Genomic DNA, 18323 nt, shown 5'->3' on the forward strand with positions numbered 1-18323 from the left:
TAATGCAGCGCATTAAAGCGCAAAGCTGCATTAAAGCGTGAGTCTGCGTTCAGGCGGCGCAGCGAGCGAAGCGCACATCGACGACTGACCGGCGCACCCCACAACACAAACGCGCAAGAGGAAATGAAAACAAAAGCACGAGGCGGAAATCGCCTTCCGCCTCGTGCCTTTGGTTTGTGGGCTGAGCCGACTCAGACAGCTGCCGCTGTCTGGCGGGCCCGGTTGTAGTTGAGGAGACCGCGCACCCAGGGTGCGTAGTCTTCGCGCGGGGTCTTTTCGGCAAAGACGTCCAGCTGCGCGTCATAGGAAAAGCTGTCGTTGAGAACAGCCAGGCGAATGAACTCTTCGCAGGCGCTCTCCGGGATGCCGAAATCTTCGGCGAACTGCTCAGAAGTGAGCGTTACGGGCGTGGTTTCGGTGAACGGGCGGATGTTTACATCTGTCTTCATCACCCCTCTATTGAAGCAAACAGCTTCAGCGAGCGTCCCAGCACCCCCGCTTTTGGGGCTGACATCCGCCCCGGCGCGGTCCTAGGCTGGGGGCATGAGTGAGAACACGCAGATGCAGTACAACCGTCTGGGCCGCGCGGGCCTCAAAGTGAGCGAACTGTCGTTCGGTTCGTGGGTCACGTTCGGCGATTCCATTGACACCGGTCTTGCCAAGGAGTGCATGCAGACCGCTGCCGAAGCCGGTGTCAACTTCTTCGACAACGCCGAGGTCTACGCCGGCGGGAAGTCCGAAGAGATCATGGGACAGGCCATTGAAGAGCTCGGCTGGAAGCGCAATTCCTATGTCATTTCGACCAAGCTGTTCTGGGGAATTGAGGACAACGTCAACCTCAAGAACACCCTCAACCGCAAGTACCTGATGCAGGGAATCGACGGTTCGCTTGAGCGTTTGGGCCTCGACTTCGTTGACCTCGTGTTCTGCCACCGTCCGGACCCGGACACCACGCTGGAGGAAACCGTGTGGGCGATGAGCGACATCGTCTCCAGCGGCAAGGCCCTGTACTGGGGAACCTCCGAATGGTCAGCCGAGGAGATCCGCGGCGCCTATGAGATCGCGGAGCGGCACCACCTGCACAAGCCGTATATGGAACAGCCGCAGTACAACCTGCTCAACCGCACCCGCGTGGAAGACGAATACGCGCGCCTTTACGAGGACATCGGCCTGGGTCTGACCACGTGGAGTCCGTTGGCCGGCGGGATCCTCACCGGCAAGTACCTCGACGGCGTCCCCGAAGGTTCACGTGCGACGGCAAAGGGCCACGGCCACTTGGCGGAGGAATCCACCAAACCGGAAACCGCTGACCGTGTGTGCCGCGTGGTCGACATGGCCCGCGACCTCGACGTGACTCCAGCACAGCTGTCGCTTGCGTGGCTGCTGAAGAACCCACACGTGTCGACGGTCATCACAGGCGCAAGCTCAGTTGCTCAGGTCAAGGACAACATGGGTGCGCTGATTGCCAAGGAGCGTTTGGACGACGGCCTCAAGGCCCAGCTGGACGAGATCTTCAGCTGACGACCCGCGTATCGAATCCCTGACTGAATCCACACGCGGGGCGGGCGGCACATACAGCCGCTCGCCCCGCTGTTTTCTGGGCCTTGGCACTCAAACGCTAGAAGCGTTTATGCCCCCGGTGCAGGGTCCATTTGCCAGCGAATCAGCGGCTCCGCTTGGGCCTTCAGCGCTGGCTGGTAGGCGGCTTCACCGGCGGCGTGGACTTTGATGAACGCCGTAATGCGCGAAAGGATGAGCGGGTCGTCGATGATTCCGCTGTTATGTCGACCGGCAATCCGTGTGAGCATTGCCCGCTGCCGCGACTTCTTCATGCTGGTGTAGATGGGTCGGGCGTGTTCGCTCATGGGCGCGACCGTGTCGTTGCTGCCGCCCACAATGAGCACCGGTGATGTGACTTTGCTGAAGCCGCGCTGTGCCCAGGGGTTGAGGGCAACAACAGCGGACACGTTTTCGCGCTCCGCAGCGGTAAGCGCCCCTCCGCCGCCCATGGAGTAGCCGACCAGCGCGGTTTTCGCCGGGTCGATGACGCTTGCCCATTCACCGCGACCGCGGACGTCATCGAGTGCCGCGAGCATCTGCTTGGCCCGGTACTCCGGAAATGCCTTCGGTTCGATTGATCCTGCGGCCAGAACAGCGCAGCCGTGGGTGGCGAGTCGCTTGGCGATCGTGTGCATTTCCTCGGCTTTGCCCGTATAGCCGGGGAATGTGACGACAACGGGGCAGCGCGCCTGCGGTTCGCGCGGCCAGAACAGGGTTGCGGCACCGTAGCCGGGGGTTCTGACCAGGCGCGACTGGAGGAGTTTGTGGGGTCCGGGAAGGCGGACGTCAGCGGCTGAAGCACTGACCGCACCGTACTGGGTGCGGGCCGCGGGCATGACGGTCAGAGCGGCGGCTGCGAGGCTGCCGAGCGCAAATGATCGTCGACTGACGAACCTGCCTGACATGGCACTCCTGGAATGTGGGGAAGACTCATTCAATGTACCGCCGCACAGCCCGTTTTCGGCTCAGGTGCCGACCGCGTGTTGGCTCCCCAGCGGTGCTGGGAGGCTCAGGACTGACGAGGTGCCGCCGGCTTCCGCACGGACCGCACCTTTTCGATGAAGGTCCGGATGAGGGCGTGGTCCTTCACTCCCCGACTGAATTCCACACCGGATGACACGTCGACGCCGATTGCCCCCGAGGATTCGGCGGCCTGGGCGACGTTGTCGGGGTTGAGGCCGCCGGCGAGGACAAACGGTCCTCGGTCGCGTTCGTGCAGCTGGGTTTGGTCCCACCGCTGACCTGCGCCCGGCGCGGGAGCATCAAGCAGCAGGAGGTCGTCGCCGAATGCGCCGGCGTGGGCTTCAGGGTCGTGGGCCAGAGACACAGCACGCCATAGCTTCAAGCCCGGTGCCGCAGCACGTGCAGCGGTGAAATCGGAGTGCTCGTAGTGGCCGTGCAGCTGCAGGGCATCAGCACCGATCCGCTGAGCCATGGAAGCAGCATCAGCCGCGTCCATGTCGAAGACCACAAGAACCGCGAGCGCTGACCCCGCCTCGTGAATCCAGGTGACAAGCTGTTCCGCGGCGTCTGCGTCGACGTGCCGCGGCGATGGCTCGTAGTGCATGATGCCCAGCGCGTCAGCGCCTGCATCGACGGCAGCCCGCACGTCGTCGCGCGTTCGGACACCGCATACTTTGACGAAAAGAGAGTCAGTCACTGTACTCAGCCTGCGCTTTCGTGTTCACCGTCAACGTAGAACCAGCGGCCGGCCCGGACAGCAAAAGACGAGCGCTCCCGCATGGTGCCGGTCTCGCCGCCAACACGATAGTGAGCCGCGAACTCGACGACCCCAGTCGTATCGCCCACTCCCCCATCGACCGTGTCGAGGATGTCAAGAGAAGTCCACTCCACCTCGGCATCCGGCTGTGTATCAGCCGGTCGCGTACGGGGATGCCACGTGCGGAACAGATAATCGGCGTTGCCTAAGGCAAAAGCCGTAAACCGCGAGCGCATGAGCGCCTCAGCTGTGTCGGCTGTGCGTGTGCCTTCCAGCAGCGGCAGGCAGCAGTCGCCCAGGCCGGCACCGGAAGGAAGGCCGCCGCAGGGGCACGTGTCAGAGGCTCTGCGGGGAATCATCAGGTCGCTTCGATGATGCGGTCGTTTTCGTCCTGCCCGGAGCCCTCCGCGGGACGGCCGCCGATCTTGTCGACGATCATGGCAATCGCGCCATCACCGGTGACGTTGGCGGCCGTGCCGAAGCTGTCGAGCGCAATGTAGGCGGCGAACATGAGGCCCACTTCCACCTCGCCAAAGCCGAGCATCTGCGTGAGCAGACCGGCCGCGGCGGCAATTGCGCCGCCGGGAACACCCGGTGCGGCAATCATCATGACGCCGAGCATGAGGATGAACGGCAGGTACGTCAGGAACGATGTGTCACCGCCGGTGATCATGAGGACGGCCATCGAGAAGCACGTGATCTTGATCATCGAACCCGACAGGTGGACGGTGGCACACAGGGGAACAACGAAGCCGGCCACGGTGTCGGATACGCCGTTTTTCTTGGCTGAGCGCAGGGTGACCGGGATCGTCGCGGCAGACGATGCCGTGCCAAGTGCGGTGAAGTAGGCATCGCGCATGTTCCACAGCGACTTCACGGGGTTGCGTCCGGCAATTGCTCCGGCCGCCGTGTACTGGATGAGCAACATGAAGAGGGTCAGCGCGAACGACACTATGACCACCAGCAGGAACTTCTGCACGACGATGACAGCCGCACCGCTGTGGGCAAGCTCTGCAAAGATCCCGAAGATGAACAGCGGCAGAGCTGGCACGATGACGTTGCGGATGAGGCTTTCGACAATTGAGCGGAACTCGATGGCTCCTCGGAAAAGAACACGGCTGCGGAACGCCGTCAGGCCCGCGCCGATGATGATGGCCAGAACGAGGGCGCTCATGACGCCGATGACGGGCTCCAGCACGATTTCGGTAGCCACGTCGGCCGCGGCCAGCGGGTCGTCGGGGTCAATCTCAGTGGCCTCGCTGACCACGGTGAAGAACGGGGCGAAGCCCTCGCCCTCCGCATCGGCGATGCCCTTGATGTCGGTGCCCTCAAGTGAGGAGCGGAACAGCCAGCTGGAGGTGAAATAGGCCAGCAGACCCGCAAGCAGGGTCGAGGTGTAGGAGATGCCCGCGGTCACGCCCAGCTGTTTGCCTCCCCCTTTGCCGAGTTCTGCAATTGCCGGTGCGACAAGACCGAAGATGATGAGCGGCACAACGAACGACAGCAGACCGGAGAACACGGAATTGTAGGTGGCGAAAACTCCGCCGAGCCAGGCCGGCAGGATCGGGCCGACGAGGATTCCGAGGACGATCGCGATGACGATCCACACCAGAAGCGGGAGTGAACGGATCAGCTTCATGAGTTGTTGTGCTTTCTGCGGTGAACAAAGAATGGCATTAAGGGAATACACAGGATTCTAGGGAAGCCCGGGGATGCCCGTGCACGCGGCGCACGAATAGGGGCCTTCGGTTCACTCCGGAGAGTGGACCGAACGCCCCTGTGCCGCCGAGGTGCCGTGCGGCTTTACGGCCTGTGAGCTCAGGTGTCGCTGGATTCGTCTTCTTCTGCGACCCGTTCAGCCTTTTCGACCATTTCGTCGTGTGTCATGCCGCGCTGGCCGGGCTGACGGCGCTCAGCCAGTGCCTTGTCCGTCGGCGACTGCGGCATAACGCGGGTGCCGACGGTGCCGGGCTGCTGGCGGCCGTGAATCGATGCACCAGCGGTTTCTGGCATGAACCATGTGGCCACCAGACCGATGACGCAGGCGAGGATCATGTAGTACGCCGGGAACAGGAGGTCGCCTGTTGCTTTGACGCCGGCTTCGTTGATCAGTCCGGCAGTGCCGCCGAGAGCCGACACGGACAGGTTGTAGGTGACCGAGAAGCCCAGCAGGCGCACGTGTGCGGGGAACATCGCCGGGAAAGTCGCCGAAATCGTCGCGAGCATCGGCACGTAGGCGATGCCGAGCACTGCGAAGCCCACGAGGGCAAAGCCGAAGCCGAGCGACATCATCTTGAACATGGGGATCGCGAGAACACCCACGGCGATCGTGGTGAAGAACCACAGCGGCCGACGACCGAACTTATCGGAAGCCGCACCGAAGATCGGCATGAACAGCACGATGAACAGCTCGCCGACGAGGATCACGATGAGCGAGGTCTGCGAATCCATGCCGATCTGCGCTTCGAAGTAGGACGGCATGTAGGTCAGCAGCGTGTAATTGACCATGTTGACGGTTGCGACCAGCGCAAACAGGATGATGACGTCGCGGCGGTACTCCTTGAACACCGCGCGGAAGCGGTCCATTGTCGAGGTGTCGTCCTCTTCCGGGTCTTCCTGGATTTCATTGAACACCGGGGTGTCTTCAAGCTTCGAGCGCAGGTACCAGCCGATGAAGCCCATGGGAAGTGCGATGAGGAACGGGATCCTCCAGCCGAAGGAGTCCATCTGCTCAGGGGTCACGGTGAACTGGATGATGAGCATGAGTGCCGCACCGATGACGTAGCCGGTCAGCGAGCTCGCCTCGAGGAACGAACCGAAGAAGCCGCGGCGACGGTTGGGCGCGTACTCAGCCATGTAGGTGGCGGCACCGCCGTACTCACCGCCGGTGGAAAAGCCCTGCACCAGGCGCAGGACAATGAGCAAAATGGGTGCCCAGATGCCGATCGTCTGATAGGTCGGCAGCAGTCCGATGAGGGTTGTTGCCCCGGCCATGAGCAGGATTGTGGCGGCCAGCACGCCCTTGCGGCCGATCTTGTCGCCCATGGGACCCCAGAAGAACCCACCCAGGGGTCTCGCCAAGAAGGAAATGGCGTACGTCGCCATGGTGGCCATGATCTGGTACTCGCCGAGTGCATCGAAGAAGTGATGGGCGATATACGTTGCGGCGATCGCGTAGACGCCGTAGTCGTACCACTCGGTCATATTGCCGATGGCCGATGCAGCTGTTGCCCGGCGGACAACTTTCGGATCAGCCGCGTGGTCTTCGGCTTCGCGTGCGTAGTCTGATGCGAGCAATTCTTCTGAGCTGCTGTCAGAACTCATACAAACCTTCCTGTTTCGAGACATCAATCACTGTAACGAAGAGCAGTGAGGATGGCTAAAACAGGAAAACCTACATGGCCGGCAGGCGCAGTGTGACGGTTGAGCCCTGGCCGTACCAGGACTGCAGCGAAGCGGTGCCGCCGTGGCGTTCGATGATGGCGCGGACCATCGGCAAGCCGAGCCCGCTGCCCTCAGTGCCGCGGACTTCGCGTGAACGGCCGAGCTCTTCCCACACGGTTTCGATCTCATCCGGCGCTATTCCGCGGCCGGTATCGGCGCACTCGATGACAACCCAACCACTCTCTTCGCGGCCGCGAACCTCAATGTGCGCTCCCGGCGGCGAGTACTTCACCGCGTTGCTCAGCACATTCGACACGGCCAAGAACAGCAGGTCTGAGTCACCCCGAACGTGCGGCAGGGGGCGCGGTGCCTGGGGCAGCGACACTTGGAACCTGCGTTCCCGGGCCCCCGGAATTTCAAGAACCGTCTGCACCGCCTCGTGAACGAGAGCGCCGATGTTGACCGCGGAGGGTTCGAGTTCAGCGTGTTCGACTTCGCTGATCTTGCGCAGGTTGCTGAGCAGACTGCTCAGACGCACGGCCTGAGCATCGATGCTGTCGCGCTGCCGCTGGGACGGTTCGTCGGCCAGGGCTGCACGAATGCCCTGAATGGGGTTCTTCAGTTCGTGGTCCAGACGGGCCAGCAGGCGCTGGCGGCGGCGAGTCTGCTCATCGCGCACCTGCGCTGAGGCCTTGACGGCACCGCGCCTGGCAAGGACGACAGCGGCGAAACCAGCCGCGAACAGGCCAGACAGCAGCAGGCCGAAAACGAGGGGCGCCCACGCTACCCGGGCCGTGATGACCGCTTGGGTTCGTGAGTCGACGAACAGCCACCCCACCGTCACGATCAGCCCGATGAGCAGGGGCGCAAGCAGCGCAGAGGCGATGACCAGCGGCGTGCGCTGCTGTTTCTGTTCGCTCATCCGCGATCCACTGCTCCAAGAAATCGATATCCTGCACCCGACACCGTCTCAATGTAAGCGGGATCGCTCGAATCGTCACCCAATTCCCTGCGGATTTCGGCAATTCTGTGATCAACCGCGCGTGTGGTCACAATCGCCTCGAAACCCCACACGGTTTCCAGCAGACGCTGGCGAGAGAACACCTCGTCGGGGTGGCTCATAAGGAATTCCAGAAGAGCAAAGGCCCGCGGTGTCAGCTGCCGTTCGCTTCCGTCGACAAAAAGTCTCCGGGCAGGCCGGTCCAGACGCAGCTCGCCCGATACAAGAGCTTGGGCTGCGCTCAGCGGCGTCTGGCCCCGCTGCGTGCGGCGCAGAACGGCACGGACGCGCGCCATGAGCTCAACCGGGTCAAACGGCTTGGTCATGTAATCATCCGCACCGTCATCAAGGGCGGCTGCCCGTTCGAAGGTCTCCCCCACCTCGGTCAAGAGGATGACGGGCAGCCATTCGTCGTCAGCCCTGATGCGGCGCAGGACCTCGCGGCCGTCGAGATTCGGCATGAGCACATCAAGGATGACCAGGTCCGGGCGGCGGGCCTCGATGGCCCGCAGCGCCTCGACACCGTCAGCTGCGGTTTCAGTGTCGAGGCCGCTGCGGCGCAGCACGGGGGCCAAGTGCTCGCGGATCGTGGAGTCATCATCGACGAGCAGCACATGCGGTCGTGTCTGGGCGGACATTGTGTTCCTTCGCGGGCTCAGCCGTCGTAGCGGATTTCAACCCGTCGGTTCTTTTCGCGACCCTCGGGGTTGTCTTTGCCGCCCTTTTCATTCGGTTCGACCGGCTTGCTGTCGCCAAAGCCCTTGACTTCGGTCTTGATGTCAGACCGGGCTTCCTTAATAGCCTTGGACACGGCTTCAGCGCGGCGCTTAGACAGAACGTCGTTGCCTTCCTTGTAGGGCAGATTGTCCGTGTGACCTTCAACCCGGACGGTGGCGTTCTGCGGCACCTTCTTGACCAGTTCGGCGATCTTCTTCTTCGCACCGTCAGACAGGTCCCATTTGCCGAGGTCGAACAGCACGTCTGAGGACAGCGTGACGACTTTTTCGCCGGCGTCTTCGCGCGTGTCATCCATCGGCTCGATGTTGTCTTTAAGCGGGATGATCTCGGCCTTGATCGGATTGATTTCCGCTTTCACGGCAGCTGCTGCGGGAGCGGCACCGAACGCCATGAGTCCGACCAAGCCGACGGCTGCGAGCTTGGTGCGGGCCATCACTGGATCTTCACGCCCTTAACCAGCGGCTCACCTTCCCACAGGAAGACGTCCATCGTGTCAACGTCTTCCGGCGGAGCACCGAAAGCGGCCTTGCTCCGAGCTTCCGTCCCCGGAGTCAATTTAATGTCGAAGTACGAATCACTGAGATCTCTGATCATCTTGTGCTTGTTGAAGTTCTTCGTATCTACCGCGTAAGGCTGAAAACCGGTACCGCGGGCACTATACAAATCGATCTGCTTATCGATCTGAGTTTCCAGGGTGAAGCCGTAGACTGCTTCTACCGTCTGCTGGTTGCGCTTGACGCTGATCAGTCGGACTTTGAGCTTGGCATCTTTATCCCCGTCCACCTTCGCCGGAACTTCGACTTCGGCCAGGACGTCACCCGAAGCAGCCGCTTCCGAACCGCTGCCGGAGTCCTCGGAGTCTGCAGTGTCTGAGTCCCCATCGCTCTGGGACGCCGCTTCGCCAGAACCGCTGCCGGAGCTGTCCGAACTGTCATTCTGCTCTGACTGTTCAGACGTTTCCTTTTTGTCGTCAGACCCGGTGTTGAAGTCAACCGAGCACCCCGTCAGACCCAGGGATGCAGCCACGGCCGCCGCGGCGATGACTGTTCGTACTTTTGTCGTGCGCATGTGAAACCTTTCGGTAGCGGACCGGGTGGGCCCTGTCGTGCTTGCTGACTCAAGACTACGAACGCGCAAAGCCCTGTTCGTCGCACAGAAGTCGCAAGAGTCCGGAAACTTGTACCAGCTTCGCGACATTCTGAGACACACAGGTGAACTCAGCGTGTACGCATCAGCGACGGCTTGCCTCAATCACCTCGCGTGCAAAGCCGTCGAACAGCGCCTGGGCATTGCGCCCGCTGTCCTCTTCAACCCGGTCCGCGTGTTCGACAAGCGTGTCCTTGTCAAAGCCCAGTTTGGCCAGGCCGTCGGCTTCCCAGCCGCGCACGGAATCAGCAGACGCTTCGGGGTGGAACTGCATGCCCCACGACCGACCGATGCGGAACGCCTGGATTTCGCACAGTTCGCTGCTGCCCAGCAGCTGGGCCGATTCCGGCAGTTGAGTGATGCGATCCACGTGGCTCTCAATGAAGTGGGTTTTCGGACCCACCTTGCCGAACACGGGGTCAGCAGCGGCATCCGCGGTGAACGTGATCTCGGTTGCGCCCTTTTCGGGTGCACCCGTTTTGGCTTTCACGGTGCCGCCGGCCACGTGGGCCAGCAGCTGTCCGCCCAGGCAGATGCCCAGCTGCGGTTTGTCGGCATCCCATGCGGCCCGCACGAGTTCCGCCTCGCGTTCCAGCCAGGGCGCCCGGTCGGTTTCATCCGGCATGTAGCCGCCGCCCAGGTAGACGAAGCCGTCGTAGTCGTCAACGACGTCCGGACCTGGGATGTCATTGAACGTGCCGTCCGGTCCCGGCCCAATGCGCAGGTCGAACTCGATGTGGTGGTCAATCAGGCGCGGCAGCAGTCGCCTGGGCTGTGAATCAACGTCATTGACGATGATGAGGATGCGGGCCATGGTTCTTACTCTCCTGAGCGCAGGAAACTGCGATAGCGGTCGTCGTGGGCTTCCAGCACGCGCAGCGCGTTGTCGAAGCCGAGTTTCTCAAGGTCGTCTTCCGACCACGAACGCGAGCGCAGTTCGTCAATGAGAGCCGGATAGGTGCTCGCATTGTCCAGTCCCGTGGGGAACGAGTCCGTTCCGCAGAAGTCCGATCCGATGCCCACGTGGTCAATGCCGATGCGTTCGCGCACGTAGTCGATGTGGTCGGCAACATCGCTGATGGTGACTTCTGGGGCTGTGCCTTCTTCTCCGTTTTTAACCCAGTCGTAGCGTTCCTGCGACACGAATGAGGGCACGAAGGTCAGCATGTGCACTCCCCCGTTTGCCGGCAGACGGTCGATGATGTCATCGGGCACATTGCGCGGGTGCGAGCACAGGTTCAGCGCGTTCGAGTGGGTGAAGAGCACCGGCAGGTCGGTCATGCCGAGCACCTGGTCCATAACGCTGGGGGCCACGTGAGACAGGTCCGGGATCATGCCGATCCGGTTCATCTCCTTGACCACTTCCCGACCGAAGTCGCTCAGACCGCCGTGCACTTCCTCGTCAGTTGCCGAGTCAGCCCAGCTGTGGGTGGTCGACCACGTCAACGTCATGTAGCGAGCGCCGAGCTTGGCGAACATCCGCAGCGCGCCGAGTGATTCGTTGATCTGGTTGCCGCCCTCAACACCCAGCAGACCGCCGATGCGCCCGGCAGCTCGCTCGGCACGGATCGCTTCCGCGGTTGTAGCCCAGGCGAGGTCATTCGGGTAGGTGCTGATCAGGCGGTCGACGAGGTCGATCTGTTCGAGCGTCCAGCGGACAGCTTCGTCGCCCTTGATCGCCGAGTCGACGAAGACCGACCAGAACTGTGCGGCCACTCCGCCGTCGCGCAGCTGCGGAATGTTGGTTTCGACAACCCCGTCGGGGCGGTCGAGGTCAGCGACGGAAGAGCTGCAGGTTTCGCGCAGCAGGTAAGGGAGGTCATTGTGGCCATCGAAAATGGGGATGAGTGGAGACGGCATCGCCGGTCCTTTCTTCAGTCCGGTTGGGGTGTGTCAGGCGTGCAGGTGGGCGCTGATGAGGCCGCCGGCTTCGCGCATTATCGGCATGACTTCGAGAACGCGGTCTTCGTCTGCGGCCCAGTTGGCGAAGACTGCGTAGGCCACGCGGCGTTCGCGTGTGAAGGCGATGCCGGTGTCGGCACGGACGCTGGAGTCGGTACCGGTCTTGTTCACAATCCATTCGCCGCGCGTGTAGTAGTAGTGCGCCAGAGGGTCTGGTTCGAAGTAGGAAGCCACCATCGAGGTGTCGGCTCCCGCACCGAGCCAGCGGCGCATCATTTCCGAGGTCATCGGGTCGAACAGTTCGTCGCGGGACAGCCGCGCCATGTAGTCGCTCAGTTCGTAGGCGGTGCCCGATGACAGGCGGCGGGGTGCTCCTGCTGGGCGCGGCCAGCGCAGGAAGTCGTGCAGCGCGGAGTCCTTGTAGCCCAGCGCTTCGACTTCTTTGGCTACGCGGTCCAGGCCGACACGGGAGATGAGCACGTTCGTGGCGAAGTTGTCGCTGAAGGCGCCGATCAGCATGCCGACGTCGTGGATTGTCAGATCCGGCTGGTCAAGCAGGTACCAGATGCCGGATTCGTCGACGCGCTCTGCCGCGTTGCGGGTCAGCCGCTCATCCAGGCGCAGTTCACCGTTGTTCTTCATCTTCAGCGCTGCGTGCAGCAGGAAGATCTTGGCGATCGATGCGGTGGAGAGCACGCGGTCGGGTTCGTGGCTGAACACCTCTTCGCCCGTGTCGATGTCGATTGCGCGTGCCGAGAATTCAACTCCGTCGAGACGTGTGAACAGGTCAGCTGTCATTGTTCTGCCTTTCTCCGGCGTTGTTCGCGGCCGGCTTCTGTTGCGAGATCAAATCTATGCGAAGAGGCTCATCACCTGGCCGGCGGCCAGACCGAAGAACGTACCGGCGAATGCGCCGATGAGCGCAAAGAGAACTCCCACGGGCACGAGCTCTCGGTTGAAGGCACCGGCGACCACGGGTGCGGAGGCAACACCGCCGATGTTCGCGGTCGAAGCGACAGCCAGGCTGAACAGCTCCGTTTTTGTGAGCTTGGCGTAGATGACCATGAGGACGAAGTGGATGGTGACAACCATGAGCCCGGCAAGCAGGTAGATCGGCGCTTCGACAAGCGATGTGAAGTCAGAACCTGCCGCAATGACTCCGATGATGATGTACAGCATGATGTACGCGACATCCGATGCGCCGGCCATCTTTCCGTACTTGGTCGAACCGATGATCAGGCCCACGATGCTGACGATGAGGATGGTCCAGGTTGTCGAGTTCACGACGACCCCGATTTCCGGCAGTTTTCCGCCGATCACGGTGGCCAGTGCTGAACCGAACAGGCCGATGGCCAGAACCCGGAACAGCGCCACGAGGCCCATTTTCTCTTCATCAGCGGAGCGCTTTTCGCCGCCTTCACCAGTCGAGGCTGCACGCGAAGACAGGGCCGAAGTGTCGGCTTTTGTCCACGCGTTGAATTTGTCAGAGATGCCGACGGACGAGAACATCACCAGCAGCCACACGGAGTACACGATGGTGTCGACGATGAGAACGTGACCGAAGATGTTCTCCGGCGGGTTGAGGATTCCCTGCACGGCCGCCATGTTCGCCGAACCGCCGGTCCACGAAGCTGCGAGCGCTGCCAGACCCTTCCACGCTTCGGCATCGAGAACCCCCTTGAGCACGGCGAATGTGATGATGAATCCCAGCATGATCGAAACGGCGGTGGCCGCGTAGGTCAGCAGCAGCTTTGGGCCCAGTTTGATGATCTTGCGGACATCGCACTGGAACAGCAGAAGCATGATCATTGCCGGCAGCAGAGCATCTTTCACTCCCCCGCCGACAGCATCGATTGAATCGGATTCGCCGAATACTCCGACGGTGTTGAGCAGCGCCGCTATCAGGTAGAGGAAGACGAAGCCGGGAACGTACCTGAAGACTGGCAGCCCACGGGCTTTGTCCAGGTAGACGAGTATCGCGGCTATTGCGATGAGCAGGCTGATGAACAGAAAACCGTCGGTGATCATAACTGTTTAGGGGTTCACTCCTCGTTCGGTTCGATTGTCACTGTCGGTGCGGTGCCGTCTGCCGGTGCGCTCAGTGTGGCGCGCACGCCGAAGGGCACTGAACCGGCGTGCGGGTGGTGGCCCAGTTCGACTTCCCACACGACCGGCACCTGGGCGTCGCCGAAGTATTCGCGCAGAAGCGCCCTGCGGTCGTCGTCTTCACCGCAGCTCTCCCACGAGCCCAGGACGACGGCGCCGGCCCGTTCGAGCCAGCCGATCCGTTTGAGCTGCAGCAGCAGATTGTCCAGCCGGTACACATCCTCGTCGACGTCTTCCAAGAAGAGGATGCCCGGCTCCTCGGGTGCTCCCGGCTGGAATTCCGGCGCCCCAACACCGGCGGCGAGCAGACTGAGGTTGCCTCCATAGGTGATTCCCGTGAACTCACCGGCAGTGAGAGTCTGCGCCGGTTCACCCAGACGCGCCTGTTCGTCTGACCACGGTGAGAACAGCCAGCGCTTGATGTCAGTGCGCACGCGCTCACTATCGCCGAAAACGGCGTTGCCGACCATGGGGCAGAACAGCGTGGGCACTCCTACGTGGTGCGCCCACGCCTGGTGCAGGGCGGTGATGTCACTCGAACCCGTCAGCAGCTTGGGACGGCCGTCAGGACGCAGCGCGTTCTCCGCCATGGAACCGAAGTCGATGCCGTCCAGCAGGCGCATGGCCCCGTAGCCGCCGCGCAGAGCAATGACAGCGGAGGCCTCGGGGTCGCACCAGGCGTTGACCAGGTCGCTGCGGCGTTCGTCATCGCTGCCGGCCAGGTACGAGGCGCGGGCATCGACTTTGCGAAGGTTCTCTCCGACCTGCACGTCGAGTCCCCACTCTTCCAGCGCGGCGATTGCCGGTTCAACAGTTCCCTTGGGTGCTGGTCCCGAGGGGGCTACGAGCCACACGCGGTCGCCCGGGGCCAGTGGGGCCTGCTGTGCGTAGGGGTTGCGGTCAGTCATTGACGGCGCCTCCGGTTTCTTTTGCGTCTGTTCTTCCGGCCTGTGTGGTGGTCGCCTGCGCAGCCTGACCCGGTACGGCCCGTTCTGAGCGGAAGCCGGGCACTGCGGCCAGCAGCTTGCGCGTGTAGTCGTGTTGAGGGTTCAGAAGAACATCCTCAACCGGACCGTGTTCAACGATTTCACCGCGGTACATGACGGCCACCGTGTCGGCGATGTTCCACGCCAGACCGAGGTCGTGGGTGATGACGAGTGCCGTGAGCCCAATGTTCTTCTTCAAAGCCAGGAACAGCGACAGGATCTCACCGCGCACCGAAGCGTCGAGTGAGGCCACGGGTTCGTCGGCAATGAGAACATCAGGTTCGAGCGCGAGCGCGCTGGCAATGACAACGCGCTGACGCTGCCCACCGGAAAGCTCCTGCGGGATCGGCTCAAAGAAGTCCTCGGCGGGAATCAGCTCCGCAGCTTCCAGGCTTTCACTCACACGCGCCCGTTCGTCGCCGGTGAACTTCTGCACGCGCAGGCCTTCTGCCACGGACTCATAGACCGAGCGCGAAGGGTTGAGCGAACCTGACGGGTCCTGCAGGATCATCTGCACATCGCGCCGGAATTTGCGCAGGCCCCGCTTGCTGGTCGGCAGAGGCTCACCCTGGAACAGCAGTTCGGATCCGGCGTCTGGCTGCTGCAGGCCAAGCAGCGTTCGCGCAAGCGTTGTCTTGCCCGAACCGGACTGTCCGACAACCGCAAGAACCTCCGAGCGGTGCAGTTTGAGATCAACGTTGTTGACGGCCTTTGTCAGCCGTCCCCGCGCCTTAAAGGTGACGTTGAGGTTCCGTGCCTCCAGCACCACCTCGTCAGTCATGGTGTGCGGAGTTTCAATATCTACGCGAGCTGGGTTGCGAGTGATCGGGTTGAGACGCGATTCAGGGTCGCCGATGGTGGGGAACGCATCCGCAAGCTGCTGAGTGTAGGGCTCCTCCGGCTGGGTGCAGATCTTTTCGGCCGGCCCGATTTCGACGATCTTGCCGTGCTTCATGATCGCAATCCGCTCACACGCTGTGGCCAGCACCGAAAGGTCGTGCGAAATCATCAGCAGCGAAATGCCGCGCGCCTCAACGAGCTCCCGCAGGCGGGTGAGGATCTGCTCCTGCACGATGACGTCAAGGGCTGTGGTCGGTTCGTCGGCGATGATGATGTCGGGGTCACAGGCCAGGGCCATGGCGATCATGACGCGCTGCTTCTGCCCACCGGAAAGTTCGTGCGGATACGCCTGCGCGATCTGCGCGTCGAGGTCCACCTGCTCCAGCAGGCTGAGAACTCGAGCTTTGCGATCAGCTTCGGAGCGCCATTCGTCTTTCACGTGCAGGTTGAGTGCTTCGAGGATCTGCTTGCCCACCGGGCGCACTGGGTTGAGTGAGTGCAGGGCACCCTGGAACACGATCGCGGCTTCCGACCAGCGGACCGCGCGCATCTGGCCGAAGTTCAGTTCGGCAATGTCGGTGCCGCCCAACAGCACGCGCCCGGTCAGCGTCGCGTTGTCCGGCAGCAGGCGCAGCACAGAGAGGATGAGCGTGGACTTGCCCGAACCGGATTCACCGGCGATGCCCAGTGTGCCGCCGGCTGGCAGTTCGAGGTTGACGTTCGACACCGCGGGGATGTCGCCTCGGGAGGTTCGCGACGAGTACGTGATCGAAACGTCGTCGAAGACAAGATCCTTGCCCGCGGCAGCGGCAGCTTTTTCTGCTGTACTCATCAGCGGCTCCTGAGGGTCGGATTGGCAATTGCTTCGATAGCCCGGCCCACCAGCGTAAACGCAAGAACCACAGCGACGATCGCAAGGCCCGGGGTGAGGATGAACCACCAGTAGCCGGAGGTTGCCGCCGAAACATCCATCGAGTTCTTCAGGATGGTTCCCCAGGACTGCTGAGTCGTATCACCCAGGCCCAGGAACGCGAGTGTTGATTCAGCGATGATCGCACCACCCACAGTCAGCGTCGTGTTGGCCAGCACGAGCGGCATGACAGCCGGAAGCAGGTGCGAGGTGATGATGTGCCAGTGACCGGCACCGAGGACTTTCGCGCGCTCAATGTAGAGGCGCGATTCCGCCGACAGCGTCTGCGCGCGAACAATGCGGGCCGTACCCGCCCACGAGGTCACACCGATCGCAATGACGATTGTGAAGACTCCGCGCTCAAGAACAGAGGACAGCACAATTGCCAGCAGCAGCGACGGCAGGACCAGGAAGAAGTCGATGACGCGCATGATCAGTCCGCCGACCCAGCCGGTGAAGTGGCCTGCGGCGATGCCCATGATCGTTCCGATGATCATCGACATGGCCGTGGCGGCCACACCGACGATGAGCGAAACTCGGGCACCCCACACCAGGCGCGCCCACAGTTCGCGGCCGTAGTTGTCTGTGCCCAGCGGGTGCTCCGCACTCGGCGGTGCGTAGCGCGGATTGTCGAGGTTCTGGGTGACGTCGAGCATGGAGCGGTCTGCAATGAGCGGAGCGAACACGGCTACGAGGATCACCAGGATGAGAACGATCGCACCGGCAACGCCCGCGCGGTCTTCCAGGAAGATCTTCCAGTTCTTCTTCCAGGCTTCTGCACGCCGGCTCCATGTGAGAGCGCGGGCGCTCGAGGGAACAGCCGTGCCCTGGTTTTCGCGGCCGGCAGCCGTCTGCTTTTCGGAGGAGGTGTTGTGGGAAGTCATTCAGGCCCTCCTGACGCGCGGGTCGAGCTGGCGGTACACAAGGTCAGCCAGCAGGTTCATGATGATGATGGCCGCTGAGAAGACCACGAACGTGCCCTGCAGCAGCGGGAGGTCGGGACCGGAGATCGCCTCGAAGGTCAGCTTGCCCAGACCAGGCCACGAGAACACGGTTTCGACCGTGAGGGCACCGGCAATGAGACCGCCGATGTGCATGAAGACGAGTGTCACGGTCGGCAGCAGTGCGTTGGGCACAGCGTGCTTAAGCCGGACGTCGTCTTCGCGCAGGCCCTTGGCGCGTGCGGTGGTCAGGTAGTCGGCGCTCATCTCCCCCAGCAGAGATGCGCGCATCACCATGAGGTACTGCGCGTAGATGACCGCGGTCATGGTGATGACGGGAAGAATGAGGTGCTTGGCTACATCGACCACGTATGTGAAGCTGCCCGGCTCAATCCCGGGTGAAACCATGCCGCCGGTGGGCAGCCACTGCAGCTTTCCGGCAAACACCATGAGCAGCAGAAGAGCAAGCCAGAAGGTCGGCACAGACCAGAAGACGAGGCTTGTGGAGGTTGTCAGCTTGTCGAAGAGGGAACCGCGCTTCCACGCGGCCAGCTGACCCATCCAGAGGCCCAGGGTGATGGCCAGAATCGCCGATGTGCCCGTCAGCAGCAGGGTCGGCCACGCGTATTCGGCGATGAGGCTGGCTACGGACTGCTTGTAGACGTAGCTGGTGCCGAAGTTGCCGCTGAAGATGCCCACCAGATAGTCCCAGAACTGGACGAGCACGGGCTTGTCGAGACCGTATTCGGCGCGTAGCTGAGCCATCTGCTCGGGGCTCATCTGCCTTTCGCGAGCGATCTTCTGCACCGGGTCACCCGGCAGAATCCGGAAGGCGAAGAAGCCCAGCACAACAACCATGAGCAGGCTGATGAGCGCTCCGCCCACTTTTCTCAGCAGGTAGCTGAGATAGGACTGGCCCGCCGGGGGCGCATCGATTTCCTCTGAACCGCCGGAAGCCTGATGTTTGAGCTTCTTGTTGGCGGGCTGTGTCTCTGCGTTCACAGACATTTTTCTGCTTTCTACGTACTGCTGAGGTTCTTCGGCAGTGCGTTAAAGGTGCTCGAGGCGCCGGTCACCACTCGTGTGTCCG

19 protein-coding genes are annotated in these 18323 nt (G+C 62.3%); 1 reads left to right on the forward strand and 18 read right to left on the reverse strand.

Annotation, left to right across the window (positions count from 1 at the left end):
* Window positions 1-191 precede the first annotated feature (191 nt).
* Window positions 192-449 (reverse strand): hypothetical protein, encoded by a 258-nt coding sequence (locus HMPREF3172_RS08625; protein ID WP_070516819.1) that lies wholly within the window; start codon window positions 447-449, stop codon window positions 192-194.
* Window positions 450-543: 94 nt separating this feature from the next.
* Here HMPREF3172_RS08625 and HMPREF3172_RS08630 point away from each other — a divergent pair, with 94 nt between their 5' ends.
* On the forward strand, window positions 544-1521 hold the full coding sequence (locus HMPREF3172_RS08630) for a potassium channel beta subunit family protein (protein ID WP_256173371.1): 978 nt from the start codon (window positions 544-546) through the stop codon (window positions 1519-1521).
* A 107-nt stretch (window positions 1522-1628) separates the two neighbouring features.
* On the opposite strand, the gene HMPREF3172_RS08635 is transcribed toward HMPREF3172_RS08630, so the two are convergent.
* The 17 genes from HMPREF3172_RS08635 to HMPREF3172_RS08715 all read right to left on the reverse strand — a co-directional run bounded on the left by HMPREF3172_RS08635 (window position 1629) and on the right by HMPREF3172_RS08715 (window position 18241).
* A complete protein-coding gene (locus HMPREF3172_RS08635; protein WP_070516823.1) occupies window positions 1629-2465 on the reverse strand; it encodes a poly(ethylene terephthalate) hydrolase family protein in 837 nt (278 codons plus the stop codon).
* 104 nt (window positions 2466-2569) lie between these two features.
* Window positions 2570-3220 (reverse strand): phosphoribosylanthranilate isomerase, encoded by a 651-nt coding sequence (locus HMPREF3172_RS08640; RefSeq protein ID WP_070516825.1) that lies wholly within the window; start codon window positions 3218-3220, stop codon window positions 2570-2572.
* A 5-nt stretch (window positions 3221-3225) separates the two neighbouring features.
* The gene (locus tag HMPREF3172_RS08645) at window positions 3226-3639 is read right to left on the reverse strand and encodes a YchJ family protein (protein WP_070516828.1); all 414 of its coding nucleotides are present in this window, start codon (window positions 3637-3639) and stop codon (window positions 3226-3228) included.
* Window positions 3639-4919: a dicarboxylate/amino acid:cation symporter gene (locus tag HMPREF3172_RS08650; RefSeq protein WP_070516830.1), complete on the reverse strand. Its 1281-nt coding sequence runs from the start codon at window positions 4917-4919 to the stop codon at window positions 3639-3641. Before HMPREF3172_RS08650 ends, HMPREF3172_RS08645 begins: the two co-directional genes overlap by 1 nt.
* A 179-nt stretch (window positions 4920-5098) precedes the next feature.
* Window positions 5099-6604, reverse strand: a complete 1506-nt coding sequence (locus tag HMPREF3172_RS08655; RefSeq protein ID WP_070516832.1) for an MFS transporter — start codon at window positions 6602-6604, stop codon at window positions 5099-5101.
* Window positions 6605-6674: 70 nt separating this feature from the next.
* Window positions 6675-7586, reverse strand: a complete 912-nt coding sequence (locus HMPREF3172_RS08660) for a sensor histidine kinase (RefSeq protein ID WP_070424413.1) — start codon at window positions 7584-7586, stop codon at window positions 6675-6677.
* On the reverse strand, window positions 7583-8302 hold the full coding sequence (locus tag HMPREF3172_RS08665; protein WP_019175534.1) for a response regulator transcription factor: 720 nt from the start codon (window positions 8300-8302) through the stop codon (window positions 7583-7585). Before HMPREF3172_RS08665 ends, HMPREF3172_RS08660 begins: the two co-directional genes overlap by 4 nt.
* A gap of 17 nt (window positions 8303-8319) precedes the next feature.
* A complete protein-coding gene (locus HMPREF3172_RS08670) occupies window positions 8320-8835 on the reverse strand; it encodes an OmpA family protein (RefSeq protein ID WP_141741619.1) in 516 nt (171 codons plus the stop codon).
* Window positions 8835-9470 (reverse strand): hypothetical protein, encoded by a 636-nt coding sequence (locus HMPREF3172_RS08675; RefSeq protein ID WP_061944227.1) that lies wholly within the window; start codon window positions 9468-9470, stop codon window positions 8835-8837. The genes HMPREF3172_RS08670 and HMPREF3172_RS08675 overlap by 1 nt, the downstream gene beginning before the upstream one ends.
* 163 nt (window positions 9471-9633) lie before the next feature.
* Window positions 9634-10362: a type 1 glutamine amidotransferase gene (locus HMPREF3172_RS08680; protein WP_070516836.1), complete on the reverse strand. Its 729-nt coding sequence runs from the start codon at window positions 10360-10362 to the stop codon at window positions 9634-9636.
* Between the two features lie 5 nt (window positions 10363-10367).
* Complete coding sequence (locus tag HMPREF3172_RS08685; RefSeq protein WP_070516837.1) at window positions 10368-11408, reverse strand: dipeptidase; 1041 nt, start codon at window positions 11406-11408, stop codon at window positions 10368-10370.
* A 33-nt stretch (window positions 11409-11441) separates the two neighbouring features.
* Complete coding sequence (locus HMPREF3172_RS08690) at window positions 11442-12248, reverse strand: serine hydrolase (RefSeq protein ID WP_019175539.1); 807 nt, start codon at window positions 12246-12248, stop codon at window positions 11442-11444.
* 54 nt (window positions 12249-12302) lie between these two features.
* A complete protein-coding gene (locus tag HMPREF3172_RS08695; RefSeq protein WP_070516840.1) occupies window positions 12303-13478 on the reverse strand; it encodes a DUF819 family protein in 1176 nt (391 codons plus the stop codon).
* A gap of 14 nt (window positions 13479-13492) precedes the next feature.
* On the reverse strand, window positions 13493-14464 hold the full coding sequence (locus tag HMPREF3172_RS08700) for a S66 peptidase family protein (RefSeq protein ID WP_070516842.1): 972 nt from the start codon (window positions 14462-14464) through the stop codon (window positions 13493-13495).
* Complete coding sequence (locus tag HMPREF3172_RS08705; RefSeq protein ID WP_070516844.1) at window positions 14457-16214, reverse strand: ABC transporter ATP-binding protein; 1758 nt, start codon at window positions 16212-16214, stop codon at window positions 14457-14459. The genes HMPREF3172_RS08700 and HMPREF3172_RS08705 overlap by 8 nt, the downstream gene beginning before the upstream one ends.
* A complete protein-coding gene (locus HMPREF3172_RS08710) occupies window positions 16214-17176 on the reverse strand; it encodes an ABC transporter permease (protein ID WP_083281488.1) in 963 nt (320 codons plus the stop codon). Before HMPREF3172_RS08710 ends, HMPREF3172_RS08705 begins: the two co-directional genes overlap by 1 nt.
* The gene (locus HMPREF3172_RS08715; RefSeq protein WP_141741620.1) at window positions 17177-18241 is read right to left on the reverse strand and encodes an ABC transporter permease; all 1065 of its coding nucleotides are present in this window, start codon (window positions 18239-18241) and stop codon (window positions 17177-17179) included.
* Window positions 18242-18323: the final 82 nt, after the last annotated feature.

The sequence above is a fragment of the Brevibacterium sp. HMSC08F02 genome (genome assembly GCF_001807555.1).
In the GTDB taxonomy this organism is placed as follows: domain Bacteria; phylum Actinomycetota; class Actinomycetes; order Actinomycetales; family Brevibacteriaceae; genus Brevibacterium; species Brevibacterium ravenspurgense.